This window comes from Ruegeria sp. AWH4_226 (assembly GCF_056159225.1).
Genome location: NZ_JBSWUU010000001.1, coordinates 2242873 through 2257927, shown reverse-complemented (window position 1 = coordinate 2257927; position 15055 = coordinate 2242873). Strand labels below are relative to the sequence as shown.

Here is a 15055-nt window from a genome sequence, read left to right as displayed (position 1 = left end):
GCAAGAGGGCTTGAACGCGTAACGCGCGGAATACGGCCTAGTTGTAACTTATGACCTCGAATTCGATGCCATTGTCATCGTCGAAATAGAACCGTCTGCCGGGTTCGTAGTCCGCGTGGGATTTGGGGGTAAAACCCGCATCCTTTACTTTCCGCTCGGTGGCGTCGATGTCTTCGACCAGAACACCCACATGGTTCAGCCCGCCGACGATGTCATAGCTGATTTCGCCAGAAGGCTTTGGATCGCTGGGCGCATAGAGCGCAAGATAGGTATGCGCGCTGCCCACATGTACGGTGTAGCCGCCCGCAATGGCCGGGCCTTCCCAGCGGGTTTTCCAGCCAAATACCTTATGCATCCAAGCGGCCGAGGCCTGTGGATCGCGGACCGTGAAATTGGTGTGTTCAAGCGTCGCCATCATGGGATCTCCTTTTCCGTCTTGAGGCTTGTCCCGACTCACTGTAATTTCTAAACCTCACTTGAGGTCAAGGTATTTGTTGAGAGGTGAAGTGGCAGTTTCCGAAGGGCTGGCAATCGGCGCATTGGCAAAGCGAACGGGATTGGCCGTTTCGGCCATTCGATACTATGAGGCGCAGGGTCTGATCGCTCCTTGGCGCAATGCCGGTGGACAACGAAGGTACCAGCGCGCAGACATCCGGCGGCTGAGCTTTGTGATGATTGCCCAACAGTTCGGCCTGTCACTGCCGGAAATCCGCAGCGTTCTGACCGATCTGCCCGGACACCGGACCCCGACGCCGCAGGACTGGAAGGATATCAGCCTTAAACTGAGGGCTCATCTTGATCAGCGAATCGCGACGCTGATGCGGCTACGCGACAATTTGGACGGGTGTATCGGCTGTGGCTGTCTGAGCTTGCCCAAATGCGCACTTTACAACCCTGATGACCGCGCCAAGTCTAAAGGTAGCGGTCCCAGGTATCTTATGGGGGATGGGCCAGAGATATAACTGCCGCATAGCAGCATTGTTACGCCGTGTTTTGATTGACCAAGGTCTTTCAGAGCATGTAATCAGCCGTGAAACAAAATTGCGCCGACCGCGCGTGAAAAGCGCCAATTCGGAAAGTTAGCTAGGGAGCCCGCGATGGCCGAAATTGAACGCGAAGCAATGGAATATGACGTGGTGATCGTGGGTGCAGGCCCTGCAGGTCTGTCTGCGGCCATCCGCTTGAAACAGCTGGATGCCGATCTGAACGTCGTTGTTCTTGAGAAAGGCTCGGAAGTGGGCGCGCATATCCTGTCTGGCGCGGTGCTTGACCCGTGTGGGCTTGATGCACTGATCCCCGACTGGAAGGAAAAAGGCGCGCCGCTGAATGTGCCGGTGCATGAAGACAATTTTTATATGCTGGGTGAGGCGGGCCAAATCCGCATCCCGAATTTCCCCATGCCGCCGCTGATGAACAACCACGGCAACTACATCGTCTCGATGGGGAATGTCTGCCGCTGGATGGCAGAACAGGCCGAGGAACTGGGCGTGGAAATCTTCCCCGGCATGGCGTGTTCGGAACTGGTGTACGGCGAAAACGGCGAGGTCAAAGGCGTCGTCGCAGGTGTGTTTGGGCTTGAGCCCGACGGCTCGATCGGTCCGAATACCGAGCCGGGCATGGAACTGCACGGCAAGTACGTGTTCCTGTCGGAAGGCGTCCGCGGTTCGCTGTCCAAGGAAGTCATTGCCAAATACGACCTGTCGGCGGGCAAAGAGCCGCAGAAGTATGGCGTCGGCATGAAAGAAATCTGGGAGATCGACCCGGCCAAGCACAAGGAAGGCTCGGTCACGCACACGATGGGCTGGCCGCTGGGCAGCAACGCAGGTGGCGGGTCGTTCATCTATCACCTTGAAAACAATCAGGTCTATGTCGGTTTCGTGGTCCACCTGAACTACAAAAACCCCTACCTGTACCCCTACATGGAATTCCAGCGGTTCAAGCATCACCCCATGGTGGCCGAGCTGCTCAAGGGCGGTAAGCGCGTTGCCTATGGTGCGCGGGCGATCACCGAGGGTGGCTATCAGTCGATGCCAAAACTGGTTGCGCCGGGTGTGGCGTTGCTGGGGTGTTCGGCGGGTATGGTCAACGTGCCGCGCATCAAGGGCAATCACAACGCGATGCTGTCGGGTAAAGCCGCGGCAGAGGCTGCCTATGATGCCATCAAAGCCGAACGGTCGGGAGATGAGCTGTCCGCGTATGAGGCCGACGTGCGCACCGGAGCGATTGGTGCCGATCTCAAAAAGGTCCGTAACGTCAAACCGCTGTGGTCGAAATATGGTCTGACCGCCTCGCTGGTGCTGGGCGGCATGGATATGTGGACCAACACGCTGGGCTTTTCGCTGCTGGGCACATTGGGCCACGGTAAGAATGACGCCGAAGCAACCGAGGATGCCAGCAAGCATCAGCCTATCGACTATCCAAAACCCGATGGCACGCTGTCATTCGACCGTCTGACCAACGTCTCTTTCGCGATGACGAACCACGAAGAAAGCCAGCCTTGTCACCTGAGACTGGCTGACCCCGAGGTCCCCGTGAAAGTCAACCTGCCCAAGTTCGACGAACCGGCACAGCGCTATTGTCCGGCAGGTGTGTACGAGGTTGTCGAAGATGACGGTGATCCGCGGTTTGTGATCAACTTTCAGAACTGTGTTCACTGCAAAACATGCGATATCAAAGACCCGAGCCAGAACATCACCTGGACCACACCGCAAGGTGGGGATGGGCCGAATTATCCCAATATGTAGGCAGAAAACCGGGCAGTGGCGGGGTCGTGAAGGCTGCGCCATTGCCTCTTGTGGACCAAAGCCCTAGCTTGTTGCGCAGATAAGACTAACAAGGCAGTATTTTGGTGTTTTCTCTGGCTCGTCGCGCAACAGTCGCAGCACTTTTCATCTCGTCATTTATGCTTCCGGCTGTGGCGGACACGGGGTCCGGTGCCTATCTGGCCGGCCGTCAGGCTATTTTCCAAAATGATTATGCGGCCGCCGAAAGTTTCTATGCGCAGGCTTTGAAAGCTGATCCTGAAAATCCCGCGCTTTTAGAAAGCGTTGTTGTCGCCCGGCTGGCCCTGGGTGAGGTAGAACGCGCCCTTCCCGTGGCGCAGGTGATTGAGAATATCGGCCTGAACAGCCAGGCCGCCCGCATGGCGATTGCCGCGAATCTGGTGGCGGACGGTAAACTGGATGAGTTGTTGGCGCGGGATCCTGAAACACAGGGTGTTGGGCCCTTGGTCGACGGGCTAATGCAAGGCTGGGCACATATGGGTCGCGGCGCTATGACCAGCGCGATGGAGCAGTTTGACGCGGTTTCGACCGAAGAGGGGCTGCGCGATTTTGCATTGTATCATAAGGCGTTGGCATTGGCCTCAGTCGGCGATTTCGAGGGTTCGGAAGAGGTTTTTGCCGCCAACAACAATGCGGTCGCCCGCTTTTCGCGCCGCGCGGCTTTGGCCAGGGCCGAAGTGCTGTCACAGCTGGATCGCAACGCGGATGCCTTGCAGTTTCTGAAGGATGTTTTCACCGCGGGCAGTGATCCATCCATCGAAAGTTATCTGGCCCGCTTGACCGCAGGCGACCGGCTGCCCTTCACCCACGTCCAAAACGCGCAGGATGGCATGGCCGAGGTATTCTTCACCGTCGGCGCCGCATTAAGCAACGAAGCAGCGCAAAACTATGTTCTGTTGTTCGTGCGCACTGCCGTTTTCCTGCGCCCTGACCACGTTGATGCGATCCTGCTGAGCGCCGAGTTGCTGGACGCGCTGGAACAATACGATCTGGCGGTGGAAATTTATCGGAAGGTGCCTGCAAGCAGCAATGATTATCACGTTGCTGAACTTGGGCGGGCCGAAGTTCTGAGCCGGTCGGGCAAAAAGGACGCCGCTGCCGAAGCGCTGCAAACATTGGCCAGTCAGAACCCCAATCTGCCCAGTGTGCATGTGGCATTGGCGGACCTGCAGCGCCAGCAAGAGGAATACGCAAGCGCAGTTGTCTCGTATAACCGCGCCATTGAATTGACCGAAGACACCTCGGGTGGCAATTGGTTCCTGCACTATGCACGCGGAATCTCGCATGAGCGGCTCAAGCAGTGGGACGAGGCCGAAGCAGATTTTCGCCGCGCGCTTGAGCTGAACCCGGACCAGCCGCAAGTGCTCAATTATCTTGGCTATTCGCTGGTTGAACGGCGGGAAAAGCTGGATGAGGCGCTGGACATGATTGAACGTGCCGTCGCCGCGCGACCTGACAGTGGTTACATCGTCGACAGTCTTGGCTGGGTCCTGTTTCGTCTGGGGCGGTATGCTGAGGCGGTCGAGCATATGGAGCGGGCGGTCGAGTTGATGCCGGTCGATCCGGTGGTAAACGACCATCTGGGTGATGTGTATTGGGCTGTGGGTCGCGCGCGTGAAGCGGAGTTCCAATGGAAGCGCGCCCTCTCGTTTATTGATCCTGTTGACACAGACGGTGAGGCTGACCCGGAACGCATTCGTCGCAAGCTGGAAGTTGGGTTAGACGCGGTTCTGGCCGAAGAGGGCGCCGACCCGTTGACAGTCGCAAATGGCAACTAAGGCCTTTGCGCCCGCCAAGGTTAACCTGACCCTGCATGTGACTGGTCGCCGGGCCGACGGATATCACGAATTGGATTCACTGGTGGTGTTTGCCGATGTCGGTGACACCTTGGAATTCTCACCGGGTCCCGATCTGTCGATGGCTGTGATTGGGGAACATGCAGCCGGGGTGCCAGTGGACGCCCGGAACCTGGTTTGGAAAGCCGCCGAAGCCGCGGGTTGGACCGGGCATATCGTCCTGAACAAAGTGCTGCCGCACGGTGGCGGTATCGGTGGCGGATCATCTGACGCTGCCGCGACCCTGCGGATGGCGGCAGATCAGGGTGCGTCCGTGTCGTCGGAGGCGGCGTTGTCACTTGGTGCGGATGTTCCGGTCTGCCGGCTGGCGCGGGCAGCCCGGATGCGAGGCATCGGCGAGCAGCTTGACCCCATCTCGTTACCGCAGTTGCCCGCCTTGCTGGTCAATCCGGGTGTCGAAATCCCGACGGGCGCGGTGTTCTCAGCCCTCGAAAGCCGGGAAAACCCGCCGATGCCCATGGAAATCCCGTTATTTGAGACCCCGGCGGATTGTGCCGAATGGCTGCGGCATCAACGCAACGATCTTGAGCTGCCGACAACTGGGTTAGCGCCTGACGTGGCCCGCGTGATTGAGGCGCTGTCCGGCACAAAACATGCGCTGCTGGCCCGCATGTCAGGATCGGGGTCAACGTGCTTCGCGCTGTATCCCACGATGAAAGACGCGCATTTAGCAGCTTACGAGATTGGTGCAGCACATCCGAGCTGGTGGTGCCGCGCGGCGCAGCTTAATTAAGGCGCGCGACCACGTAATCAGCCAGATCATGCAGTAGCGTGCGGATTTCGTGATCAGGCAGTACCTGCAGCGCCGCCTTCGCTTTCTCGGCCCAATTGAATGCGTCTGACCGTGTGGCGTCGAGCGTGCCATACTTTTCCATCAGACCCAGCGCATGGTCCAGATCGCCTTCGTCCTGACGCCCCCTGCTTATAGTGCGTTCCCAAAAGGCATATTCGTCCGGTGTCGCTTGCGCTACGGCCTTGATCACCGGCAACGTTAACTTACGCTCGCGAAAATCATCCCCGACATTCTTGCCGGTGGTTTTGCTATCGCCCTTATAGTCCAGAAGATCATCAGCGATCTGGAATGCGATGCCTAGGGCGTCACCATATTCAAACAGAGCCTTGACCTGATCCTCTGACGCCCCGGCGATGACGCCACCCACCTCGGTTGCTGCTGAAAACAGGGCCGCCGTTTTGCCGCGTACGACTTGCAAATACACAGCCTCATCCGTGCCCAGATCTGTGGCCGCGGTCATCTGCAGCACTTCGCCTTCGGCAATTGTGGCCGACGCATTTGCCAGAATGTCCAAAACGCGCAGCGATCCAGTTTCAACCATCAATTGGAAGCTGCGGGCAAACAGGTAGTCGCCGACAAGAACACTGGATTTATTGTCCCACAAAAGGTTCGCCGTCGGACGCCCGCGCCGCTGGGCGCTCTCATCCACGACGTCGTCATGTAACAGCGTCGCCGTGTGAATGAATTCAACCGTCGCGGCCAGACGTATCTGGTGGTCGCCCGAGTATCCGAACAAGCGCGCCGTTGCCAATGTCAGCATCGGGCGCAGACGCTTGCCGCCAGCCTCGACCAGATGCGCGGTCACCTCGGGGATGCGTGGCGCATGTTCCGAAGCCATACGCGTGCGGATCAGCGTGTTAACCGCATCCATTTCGCTGGTCAGAAGATCTGCAAGACGCTCATGCGGTTTCGTGATCGTGTCGGTATCCATCACACTCCTGATACAAGGCTCGACTTTCAGCGCACCTTGCCCTTACATCCATCCCCATGAAAGAACTTTTGCGCAGCACCGATCCGACGATCCTGGCCTTTGCTTCTGCCCTTCTTGAGGGTGAGGATATAGACTGCTTTCAGATGGACGTAAATATGAGCATCCTCGAAGGTGGCATTGGCATCTTTCCGCGCCGCCTGATGGTGCGAACCGATGATCTTTCCCGTGCAGAGCGGGTCATGCGCGACAACGACATCCCGCTGGGCCGATGAGCCGTATCCAGGATAGTGACCTCACGTGTAACGACTTTTTGAATGGGCGTTTGCACCTATGGCAACCGCGTGCGGGTTACCGTGCAGGGGTTGATCCAGTGCTTCTGGCGGCTGCAGTGCCGGCAACGTCCTCGCACACCGTGCTGGAACTTGGCTGCGGCGCAGGGGCTGCTCTTCTTTGCGTTCTGACGCGCGTGCCGGGCGCTAAAGGTGTCGGGGTAGAGTTGCAGCCGTTCTACGCCGATCTTGCGCGTCGCAATGCAGCTGAAAACAACCTGCCGATAGAAGTGCTTGAGGCCGACCTCAGCGCGCTTCCAGCGGATTTGAAACAACGCCAGTTCGACCATGTCATCGCCAATCCGCCCTACTACCGTGCTGGGGCACATAGTGGTGCATCCGATGACGGACGGCGAATTGCATTAGGGGAAACTACACCGCTGGACACGTGGTTTGACACGGCCGCCAGACGTCTGGCACCACGGGGCTATCTGCACATGATTCAGAAGGCTGACCGCCTGCCAGACATGTTGGCGGGCTGCGCGGGGCGCTTAGGCTCGGTCGAAGTTCTGCCATTGGCGGCGCGGGCAGGTCGCTCTGCTGAATTGGTGATTCTACGGGCCAGAAAAGGCGGAAAAGCAGCGTTTCGTCTGCACGCCCCATTGATTTTACATGCCGGTGAGCGTCACGAAAAAGACGGCGAAAGCTATACGCCTCAGGTCGTGGAAGTGCTGCGTCACGGCGCCGCGATCAGTCAGTTTTTCTCAAAATAGGCATTAACCAGCCGAATTTGTCGGATTTATTATAATTTCTGTGCGCCTGCAGCGTGACAGGGTGGAAACGATGTGTTCAAATTCTTACGTGAAACTCAGACACCAACAAAGGAGTATCGCCATGAGCGTGAGCGCACACCTGACCGAACTGAAGAAAAAGCACGAAACCCTCGGTCTTGAAGTTGAACAAGCCCAACGCTCGCCCGGCATCGACGATCTCCACGTATCTCAACTCAAAAAGAAGAAGCTTAGGTTAAAAGAAGAGATCGAGCGTTTGTCGAATTAACGACGCAAACTTGCCCGCGCTGCAAGAGCAGCGCCGCCTGTAACCAAGACGGCTGCGATCGCCAATCCCCAAGACGGGGTGGCGATCCCGGCCACAACCAGGGCCAGAGTGGACAAAAGCGGTGCCGCGTAGGATGCCGTGCCGAGAATCTGAATGTCCCCCTGCTTCACCCCGATATCCCATACATAAAACGCCAGACCCACCGGCCCCAGACCCAGTGCCACGACTGAGGCCCAGCCATATCCGCTGTCTGGCCAGATGGTTTCTTCCAGGGTCAGATGCAGCGCGCCCGAGGCGATGGCCGTGGCAATGCAGAACACGGCAACAGAACTGGTGGGCGTATGCCCCAGTCTGCGCGACAGGACCGAGTAGCCTGACCAAGTAAGGGCACACAGCAATGCCAACCCATAGCCTGGCAGATGTGCGGCCTGAAATCCGGTGCTGCTGCCCCCGGCAATGATCACGGCCGCCCCTGCAAAGCCAAGGCACGCGCCGATCAGATGCCCGATACGCAGATGTTCGCCCGGCAGCAGCCCGGAAAACAGGACGATGAGCAGCGGCCAGAGATAGGCGATCAGCCCAGCCTCAGCTGCTGGGGCCATTCTCAGGGCTGAAAAGTACAGCGCGTGGTATCCAAACAAACCCACGGTTCCGAATAGGTATGTGCGCCAGCTAACAGAGCGTAATTGGCGCAGCCCGCCACTTGCCCATGTCCAGATCAGACCCAGAGTACCCCCGATCGAAAAGCAAATAGTGTTCAGCAGCAAAGGCGGAGTTGGGGTAGACCCAACTGTGAAAAGGGCCAGCAAGGACCATAACAAAACGGCCACAAAGCCGATGCTCGTCGCCTGTGTTCTGGTCAAAGCGCTGTTACCTTTTCAACGGGGATGATTTCGAATTCATCCGAGACATGTGCGGTTTTTTCGATCTCAGCCACGAACCAATCTCTGAACGCTGCGATCTGGGGCCGTTTTTCCGCGCCGGGAAGGCAAAGAAAGCGATATCGGCCTTTGGTTTCGATCGCTGTTTTGAAAGGGGCAACCAAGCGTCCCTCGGTCAAGTCTTGAAGGATCATTGAACGGCGGCCCAGTACAACGCCAACGCCCGCAAGGGCGGCATCAATCGCGTGATCGGCGTTGGAAAACCGCGCCCCATGTTCGGGGACGAAATCGATCCCCACAGCCCGGAACCAAGCAGGCCAGTCGCAGGGCGGCTGCAGAAACGTAATCGAGTCGTCATGGATCAAGGGCGCATCCCTAAGGCTGTCGGGCGTTGGATACTGTGCGGCCAGCTCCGGCGTCATCACCGGGGTTTGCCATTCCTTACGTACCGGCAGGGAATACAGGCCTTCGTCAGGGCCATCGCCAAAGCGGATAGCGACATCTACATCATCGCGTTCCAAGTCCATATTCCGCAAGGTGGCCGAGAATCTCAGGTCAATCTCGGGGTGTTCTCTTGCAAAATCATACAGGCGCGGGGCGAGCCATTTTGCGGTCAGGGCCGGCCCTGCGGTCACGGTCAGATTGGTGTCGTCCCCTTGCCTTCGGGCGGCCTGCCAAGCGGATTGCAAGGCGGCAAACCCCTCGGCCGCGCCCGGAGCAAGGGCGCGCCCTGCTTCGGTCAGCTCAACCGCGCGATTCAAGCGTCGAAACAGCGGACGTCCCAGATGCTCTTCGAGCGATTTGATCTGAAACGACAGGGCCGCAGGGGTGACGTGTAATTCCTCAGCCGCCTTTGCAAAAGACATATGCCGCGCAGCTGCATCAAAAGCACGCAAAGCGGTCAGAGGGGGGAGGGAGGTGCTCATCAGTAAAGTAATTCTTATGCGAAAGCCGTAGAAACCTCGTTTGTCAGCCTTTTAAAGCCAGCCCATACTTTAAGCAAGTCAAACAAAATTAAACTGAAAGGAATAAAGTCATGATTGAAGTTTCCAGCAACTCTGCGATGGCTCGCGCCTTTCAGCGCGCACATTTGGAACGGTCCCGTGCAGTTGGCAAGGCACTGAAATGGATTTTTGGTTCCCGCTGAGCGTAGCGCGCACGTTCTTACGGGATAAAAATGGGCCGGTCCAAATGGACCGGCCCAGCTTTTCTTAAGTCGGTATCAGCTAAAGAACTGCGCGCCGTTGGCAGAAAGAGTCGAGCCGTTGATGAATTGCGAGTCATCGGACGCCAGGAACGCAACGCAGCGCGCGATTTCCTCGGGCTCACCCAGGCGGCCCGCTGGTATCTGGCCGATGATGGCTTCACGGACCTTTTCGGGAACGGCCATCACCATCTCGGTCGCGATATAGCCTGGGCAGACCGCGTTCGCGGTGATGCCAGCGCGTGCGCCTTCCTGAGCAAGCGATTTCACGATACCCAGATCACCCGCCTTTGTCGCGGCATAGTTCACCTGGGCGAACTGACCCTTTTGACCGTTAACCGAACTTATAACGATCACGCGGCCAAATTTCCGTTCACGCATGCCGGGCCAGACAGGATGGACGGTGTTGAACACACCGGTCAGGTTGGTGTCGATCACCTGGTGCCACTGTTCGGGGGTCATCTTGTGGAAAGGCGCATCGCGGGTAATCCCCGCATTGGCAACCACGATATCAATCGGGCCAACTTCGGCTTCGACTTTTTCGATCCCGGCCTTCGATTCATCATAGTCGGCAACGTTCCACTTATAGGTGGCGATACCGGTTTCCTCGGTAAACTTTGCGGCGGCTTCGTCATTGCCGGCATAGGTGGCTGCAACATTGTACCCTTCGGCCTTGAGCGCCTTAGAAATTGCTGCGCCTATGCCGCGGGAACCGCCGGTGACGAGTGCTGTACGTGCCATTGAGGACTCCTCCAATATTAGTCTGGCTTGGTAATCTTGTTACTCTGAGTGTTCAAATCTAGCAATAATGTATCGTGACGAATTTTTCGTTTTGATTCAAATTCATTGAAGCACTCGGGAGAGGGATTAGAAGTTTTACAAAAAAGGGCGCCAAAAGGCGCCCTTGGTATGATGCGTAATCCGGTACTTAGTCGCGCTCCACGCAGAGGGCGACACCCATGCCGCCACCGATACAGAGCGTTGCCAAACCCTTCTTGGCGTCGCGGCGTTTCATTTCAAACAGCAAGGTGTTCAGAACGCGGCAGCCCGAAGCGCCGATCGGGTGTCCGATAGCAATTGCTCCGCCATTCACGTTCACGATCGAAGGGTCCCAACCCATGTCCTTGTTCACGGCGCAGGCCTGGGCTGCGAAGGCTTCGTTGGCTTCGATCAGGTCCAGATCGTCTACCGACCAGCCTGCCTTTTCAAGTGCTTTGCGCGACGCGTAAATCGGGCCAACACCCATGATCGACGGGTCGAGACCAGCGGTTGCGTAAGAGGCAATGCGCGCCAGCGGTTCAATTCCGCGCTTTTCGGCGTTTTCTGCCGACATCAACAGGGTGGCAGCAGCGCCGTCATTCAGACCGGATGCGTTAGCAGCAGTCACAGAACCATCCTTGGTGAAGGCAGGGCGCAGCTTGGCCATGGCTTCCATCGTGGCACCGTGGCGGATGTATTCGTCGCTGTCCATCACAGTTTCGCCCTTGCGGGTCTTGATGGTGAATGGAACGATTTCATCGTTGAATTTGCCTGCCTTCTGCGCGGCTTCGGCTTTGTTCTGCGAGGCTACGGCAAACTCGTCCTGCATGTCGCGGCTGATCTGCCATTTTTCGGCGACGTTTTCGGCGGTCTGACCCATGTGATAGCCGTTGAACGCATCCCAAAGTCCATCACGGATCATCGTATCGATGTACTTCATGTCGCCCATTTTGTGACCTGCCCGCAGAGCGGCGGCGTGGGGCGAGAGCGTCATATTCTCCTGCCCACCTGCCGCGACGACTTCGGCGTCACCCAGTTGGATATGTTGCGCGCCCAGAGCGACAGCGCGCAGGCCCGAACCGCAAACCTGGTTGATACCCCAGGCAGCGCTTTCCTGTGGCAGGCCGGCGTTGATGTGAGCCTGACGTGCCGGGTTTTGACCCTGAGCAGCCGTCAGAACCTGACCCATGATGGTTTCGCTTACTTCGCCCTTTTCAACTCCGGCGCGTTCGACAACGGCTTCAAGAACGGCCGCACCCAGATCATGTGCGGGTGTGTTTGCAAACGAGCCGCCAAAACTGCCGACACCAGTGCGTGCTGCGGATGCGATTACTACGTTGGTCATTTAGACAATCCTTTACCATCAAGGTCCTGTGGGAACCGTAACGGCGCGGATCACTGGCGCAAAGCCCCAATGAACCAGAGCGCCTCCTGATCCCCCGCTCCAACTGCACATGGCATAGCGTAACGCTGCAGTTGCAGCAACGGTAAGCTTGTCACGGGTACGAAGGACGGCGTGTTTACTAGGTTTAAGTGCCTGTTTGTTTGAGTTTTTCGCGCTCCCATGGCGCGGAGACGGTGGGCGCGCCGAACAAAAAGCCCTGCAAACAATCCACACCGCTGGCCACGAGAAATTCGGCATCTTCCTTTGTTTCAACCGATTCGGCGGTTACCAGGATCTCGAATTCCCGCGCCACGGCCACCAATGCCCGGACCAACGCCTGATTGTCGGGATTATCGCTGATACCCCGGACGAACTGCCCATCGATTTTGGCCGCGTCGAACAGAAACTCACGAAAATGACGGAAACTGAAATTGCTGGCGCCGAAATCATCCAAGGCAAAAGCAACGCCACGTGGTTGCAGCCGGTCCATGAAGTCAATCACAAGCTCGGGCACCGTCATGGCTGATTTTTCTGAGATTTCGAGGATCAGACGCTCACCCAGAGTTTCATCTTTCTTCAGATACCGGTCCAGAACCCGAGCGTATCGCGCGTATCCGATCGAGCGCGCGGACATATTGATCGACAAGCGTATGTCTGGATTTTTGGTCAGTGTCCGCAGACCCATCTCAAGCGCTACGCAATCCAGGTCACGACCGATGGGTGTGTTTTCCAACTGAGGCATAAATTCGCGCGCGGGGATGGCCCGACCAGTTTCATCCAGAACCCGAATGAATCCCTCATAAAAAGCGACACCGAAGGGAGGATGCGCTTGCATAACAGGTTGATAGGCCAGTTTACACTGTTTGTGTTTGACCGCCTCGGTTGCCATTTGAACAGTAGACTTGTCACGGGATGAAATGGCCGCATTCAGCGGGCTTTCGGCGCCTTCTGGTATGTCCGCTTGGTGTTTGTCCCCCATGCTTGTGAAATCCCCCTACGTCACAGGTCAGGGTCGGATTTCACTGCAAAGTCATGAATTTGAGGTTAAAATCAAAAGAACTGATTGCCGTTATCGTGGCGTGTCCCAAACGCGACCCAATGCGGCCGCCGCACTGATGACCGCGCCAAAAAAACCCAACGCCAGCATGATGAAACCAAGGGCGACCATCGTTTGCGCGGTTCCGATTAAGGCTGACACCATTGCGATGATTAGACCGATCAGACCAAGTGTGGTTGATATCATCATCAATCGGCTCATGGGTTCCTCAAATCGTTTTGGTGTTTAACTCATTAACAAACTGGAACCGGGTGGCGTAATTTCAAGGACGATGGGCTTCGGATCGGCGGATTTAAGCCTGTTTTGCCTCCGTATTGTGCGATTTTGCCTCGAATTGCTCGAATCCGGGCGTTCCACGATCCTCCGGGTGGCGGGCCAGATGTCGGGCTTTGATCTGTTCCGAGTTCTGACGGCTGCCATCGTGACTGTACCCGGGCGGTGCAAAGCAATAGGCGAGGCGTTCCCGTGGACTCAACCCCGGTTGCGTCGCATCGCGCCAGATACCAACCCATTCGTGAAATGCGACGCGCAGCGGGTTGAACGTGCCGATATTGTGAACCAAGCCATAGTCGACCCGGTCGTTTTCTTGTTCCGGGACGAAGGTGCCAAAGATTTTGTCCCAAATGATAAAGACTCCGGCATAGTTGCAATCCAGATAGCGCGCATTGCGGCCGTGATGCGCACGGTGGTGGCTGGGCGTGTTCATGACGGCTTCGAACCAGCGGGGCATTTTGCCAATTGCTTCGGTATGAATCCAGAATTGATAAATCAGGTTCAACCCGCCCACAAACAGCACCATCGCGGGGTGAAAACCCAAAAGGATTAACGGCGCCCGAACCACCATCATAAAGGTAAAAGTATAGGTCCAGGTCTGCCGCAACGCGGTGGTCAGGTTGTAGTGTTGGGAACTGTGGTGGTTCACGTGGCTGGCCCAAACCCAGCGGATACGGTGACCAAAGCGGTGAACCCAGTAATAGCGCAGATCATCCAGCACAAAGCACAGCACAATCACAGGGACCGAGGTGCCAAGGTCCAGCGGCGTAATCTGCCACAGCCACATGAAGAATCCATACGCGATGAACCCCAGCAGAAAGCCCGAGGCGATATTTCCCGCGCCCATCACCAGTGAGGTTACCGCATCCCGCGTCTCGTACCGTCCCCCTTTGCCTTTGACTGCGATCCACAGGAATTCGACCAGAATAGCGGCGATAAAGAACGGTACGGCCCATTGTACGGCGTCTGGAAAGCTGATTTGATCGGTCATGCAGTGTCCATCAGGCTTTGCCACTGAGGGCGTTCGAATTCATCCAGGCGGACGAGGGCGTTTGGGGTGCCGAAATCGTGGAAGCGAATCTTGAAGCCTTCAGGGTGGACGATCCGGTCAAAGTCCTGCAGATGGCGCGCCACTGTATCGGCCCCGAAAGACCACAGCAGACCAATGCCTACCTCGGTCCGAACCAGCGCCGACCGCATGTCATGCGCTATTGTAACGTCCACGATCACATCGTCTGGCGCATGGCGCATCCATTCAGATCGCGCGCTCTGCTGCGTCAATTCACGCACACGCGACCGCCCCGACAGGTGCAGCAGAGCAGTTATCGCAAGGATGCCTCCGACCACCAGAACCAGAAGAATTTCAAGCGGCATATTGTCCTCCCGCCCGGCAAGGTGCAGAGCGGTAGAGAGCTTGTCAAAGGTTGCGTAGCGTCAGCTTGTTTCGAGCTTGTTCAGGATTTCGTGCTGCACAACCCGTTCTACGAATGGCACAAGCCCATCCGGGCCTGACGATCGGTCTTTCAGGTGCATGCAGATGTCCGGCCTGCGTGTGGCGATGATGCCAACCATCTCGCCGCGTATCTTGTCATTCAGTCCTGCGCCCATGATCGCGCAGACGATCCGCGGTTCGGCGTCCAGTTGCCGCCGAACTTCATCCGCATCATGCGCACCCAGCCATTGGATCGGCAAGTGATCCAACTGCCGTGCCACGTCGCCGATGACGCTCGGCAAGCGGCCAATCAGTAAAACCACCGGTTTCATTGTCGCTTCCGTTTCGTTTTTGCGTTTGGAGTGTCACTGTTC

Annotated in this window: 18 protein-coding genes; 7 read left to right on the top strand and 11 right to left on the bottom strand. The window is 57.2% G+C overall.

The features are described from left to right. Positions 1-37: 37 nt before the first annotated feature. Positions 38-418 (bottom strand): VOC family protein, encoded by a 381-nt coding sequence (locus ACXAET_RS11140; RefSeq protein ID WP_475184736.1) that lies wholly within the window; start codon positions 416-418, stop codon positions 38-40. A gap of 88 nt (positions 419-506) precedes the next feature. Here ACXAET_RS11140 and soxR point away from each other — a divergent pair, with 88 nt between their 5' ends. The 4 genes from soxR (at position 507) to ACXAET_RS11120 (ending at position 5372) form a co-directional block, all read left to right on the top strand. Continuing rightward, on the top strand, positions 507-962 hold the full coding sequence (soxR, locus tag ACXAET_RS11135; protein WP_475184732.1) for a redox-sensitive transcriptional activator SoxR: 456 nt from the start codon (positions 507-509) through the stop codon (positions 960-962). A 135-nt stretch (positions 963-1097) separates the two neighbouring features. Beyond that, positions 1098-2744: an electron transfer flavoprotein-ubiquinone oxidoreductase gene (locus ACXAET_RS11130; RefSeq protein ID WP_475184730.1), complete on the top strand. Its 1647-nt coding sequence runs from the start codon at positions 1098-1100 to the stop codon at positions 2742-2744. Between the two features lie 101 nt (positions 2745-2845). Further along, complete coding sequence (locus ACXAET_RS11125) at positions 2846-4561, top strand: tetratricopeptide repeat protein (protein ID WP_475184727.1); 1716 nt, start codon at positions 2846-2848, stop codon at positions 4559-4561. After that, a complete protein-coding gene (locus ACXAET_RS11120) occupies positions 4551-5372 on the top strand; it encodes a 4-(cytidine 5'-diphospho)-2-C-methyl-D-erythritol kinase (protein ID WP_475184725.1) in 822 nt (273 codons plus the stop codon). Before ACXAET_RS11125 ends, ACXAET_RS11120 begins: the two co-directional genes overlap by 11 nt. Here the strand turns inward: ACXAET_RS11120 and ACXAET_RS11115 are convergent. Then, a complete protein-coding gene (locus tag ACXAET_RS11115; protein WP_475184720.1) occupies positions 5365-6363 on the bottom strand; it encodes a polyprenyl synthetase family protein in 999 nt (332 codons plus the stop codon). The two genes, ACXAET_RS11120 and ACXAET_RS11115, sit on opposite strands and share 8 nt — an antisense overlap. A gap of 56 nt (positions 6364-6419) precedes the next feature. On the opposite strand from ACXAET_RS11115, the gene ACXAET_RS11110 reads away from it, so the two are divergent. The 3 genes from ACXAET_RS11110 to ACXAET_RS11100 all read left to right on the top strand — a co-directional run bounded on the left by ACXAET_RS11110 (position 6420) and on the right by ACXAET_RS11100 (position 7691). Beyond that, positions 6420-6635, top strand: coding sequence for a putative signal transducing protein (locus ACXAET_RS11110; protein ID WP_068338058.1), 216 nt, complete (start codon positions 6420-6422; stop codon positions 6633-6635). Continuing rightward, positions 6632-7405, top strand: coding sequence for a tRNA1(Val) (adenine(37)-N6)-methyltransferase (locus ACXAET_RS11105; protein WP_475184709.1), 774 nt, complete (start codon positions 6632-6634; stop codon positions 7403-7405). Before ACXAET_RS11110 ends, ACXAET_RS11105 begins: the two co-directional genes overlap by 4 nt. Positions 7406-7526: 121 nt before the next feature. After that, entirely contained in the window at positions 7527-7691 is a 165-nt protein-coding gene (locus tag ACXAET_RS11100; RefSeq protein ID WP_475184706.1) for a YdcH family protein, read from the top strand. Here ACXAET_RS11100 and yddG read toward each other — a convergent pair. The 9 genes from yddG to ACXAET_RS11055 all read right to left on the bottom strand — a co-directional run bounded on the left by yddG (position 7688) and on the right by ACXAET_RS11055 (position 15013). After that, positions 7688-8554, bottom strand: a complete 867-nt coding sequence (gene yddG / locus ACXAET_RS11095) for an aromatic amino acid exporter YddG (RefSeq protein WP_475184704.1) — start codon at positions 8552-8554, stop codon at positions 7688-7690. The two genes, ACXAET_RS11100 and yddG, sit on opposite strands and share 4 nt — an antisense overlap. Then, on the bottom strand, positions 8551-9498 hold the full coding sequence (locus ACXAET_RS11090; protein WP_475184702.1) for a transcriptional regulator GcvA: 948 nt from the start codon (positions 9496-9498) through the stop codon (positions 8551-8553). The genes yddG and ACXAET_RS11090 overlap by 4 nt, the downstream gene beginning before the upstream one ends. 296 nt (positions 9499-9794) lie before the next feature. After that, positions 9795-10517, bottom strand: coding sequence for an acetoacetyl-CoA reductase (gene phbB / locus ACXAET_RS11085; RefSeq protein WP_475184699.1), 723 nt, complete (start codon positions 10515-10517; stop codon positions 9795-9797). A gap of 187 nt (positions 10518-10704) precedes the next feature. Beyond that, positions 10705-11880 (bottom strand): acetyl-CoA C-acetyltransferase, encoded by a 1176-nt coding sequence (locus ACXAET_RS11080; protein ID WP_475184696.1) that lies wholly within the window; start codon positions 11878-11880, stop codon positions 10705-10707. Positions 11881-12064: 184 nt separating this feature from the next. After that, entirely contained in the window at positions 12065-12898 is an 834-nt protein-coding gene (locus ACXAET_RS11075; protein WP_475184695.1) for an EAL domain-containing protein, read from the bottom strand. Between the two features lie 90 nt (positions 12899-12988). Beyond that, positions 12989-13165: a hypothetical protein gene (locus ACXAET_RS11070; RefSeq protein WP_475184694.1), complete on the bottom strand. Its 177-nt coding sequence runs from the start codon at positions 13163-13165 to the stop codon at positions 12989-12991. 103 nt (positions 13166-13268) lie between these two features. Then, positions 13269-14240, bottom strand: a complete 972-nt coding sequence (locus ACXAET_RS11065; protein WP_475184692.1) for a sterol desaturase family protein — start codon at positions 14238-14240, stop codon at positions 13269-13271. Next, positions 14237-14623, bottom strand: coding sequence for a hypothetical protein (locus ACXAET_RS11060; RefSeq protein ID WP_475184690.1), 387 nt, complete (start codon positions 14621-14623; stop codon positions 14237-14239). The genes ACXAET_RS11065 and ACXAET_RS11060 overlap by 4 nt, the downstream gene beginning before the upstream one ends. A gap of 60 nt (positions 14624-14683) precedes the next feature. Continuing rightward, positions 14684-15013, bottom strand: coding sequence for a hypothetical protein (locus ACXAET_RS11055; RefSeq protein ID WP_475184688.1), 330 nt, complete (start codon positions 15011-15013; stop codon positions 14684-14686). Between the last annotated feature and the right edge of the window lie 42 nt (positions 15014-15055).

Excerpts from the sequence above, each read along its gene's own strand:
- ACXAET_RS11140 (WP_475184736.1), bottom strand. The coding sequence starts at position 418 with ATGATGGCGACGCTTGAACACACCAATTTCACGGTCCGCGATCCACAG.
- ACXAET_RS11130 (WP_475184730.1), top strand. The coding sequence starts at position 1,098 with ATGGCCGAAATTGAACGCGAAGCAATGGAATATGACGTGGTGATCGTG.
- ACXAET_RS11120 (WP_475184725.1), top strand. The coding sequence starts at position 4,551 with ATGGCAACTAAGGCCTTTGCGCCCGCCAAGGTTAACCTGACCCTGCAT.
- ACXAET_RS11115 (WP_475184720.1), bottom strand. The coding sequence starts at position 6,363 with ATGGATACCGACACGATCACGAAACCGCATGAGCGTCTTGCAGATCTT.
- ACXAET_RS11110 (WP_068338058.1), top strand. The coding sequence starts at position 6,420 with ATGAAAGAACTTTTGCGCAGCACCGATCCGACGATCCTGGCCTTTGCT.
- ACXAET_RS11105 (WP_475184709.1), top strand. The coding sequence starts at position 6,632 with ATGAGCCGTATCCAGGATAGTGACCTCACGTGTAACGACTTTTTGAAT.
- ACXAET_RS11100 (WP_475184706.1), top strand. The coding sequence starts at position 7,527 with ATGAGCGTGAGCGCACACCTGACCGAACTGAAGAAAAAGCACGAAACC.
- ACXAET_RS11090 (WP_475184702.1), bottom strand. The coding sequence starts at position 9,498 with ATGAGCACCTCCCTCCCCCCTCTGACCGCTTTGCGTGCTTTTGATGCA.
- phbB (WP_475184699.1), bottom strand. The coding sequence starts at position 10,517 with ATGGCACGTACAGCACTCGTCACCGGCGGTTCCCGCGGCATAGGCGCA.
- ACXAET_RS11080 (WP_475184696.1), bottom strand. The coding sequence starts at position 11,880 with ATGACCAACGTAGTAATCGCATCCGCAGCACGCACTGGTGTCGGCAGT.
- ACXAET_RS11075 (WP_475184695.1), bottom strand. The coding sequence starts at position 12,898 with ATGGGGGACAAACACCAAGCGGACATACCAGAAGGCGCCGAAAGCCCG.
- ACXAET_RS11070 (WP_475184694.1), bottom strand. The coding sequence starts at position 13,165 with ATGATGATATCAACCACACTTGGTCTGATCGGTCTAATCATCGCAATG.
- ACXAET_RS11065 (WP_475184692.1), bottom strand. The coding sequence starts at position 14,240 with ATGACCGATCAAATCAGCTTTCCAGACGCCGTACAATGGGCCGTACCG.
- ACXAET_RS11060 (WP_475184690.1), bottom strand. The coding sequence starts at position 14,623 with ATGCCGCTTGAAATTCTTCTGGTTCTGGTGGTCGGAGGCATCCTTGCG.
- ACXAET_RS11055 (WP_475184688.1), bottom strand. The coding sequence starts at position 15,013 with ATGAAACCGGTGGTTTTACTGATTGGCCGCTTGCCGAGCGTCATCGGC.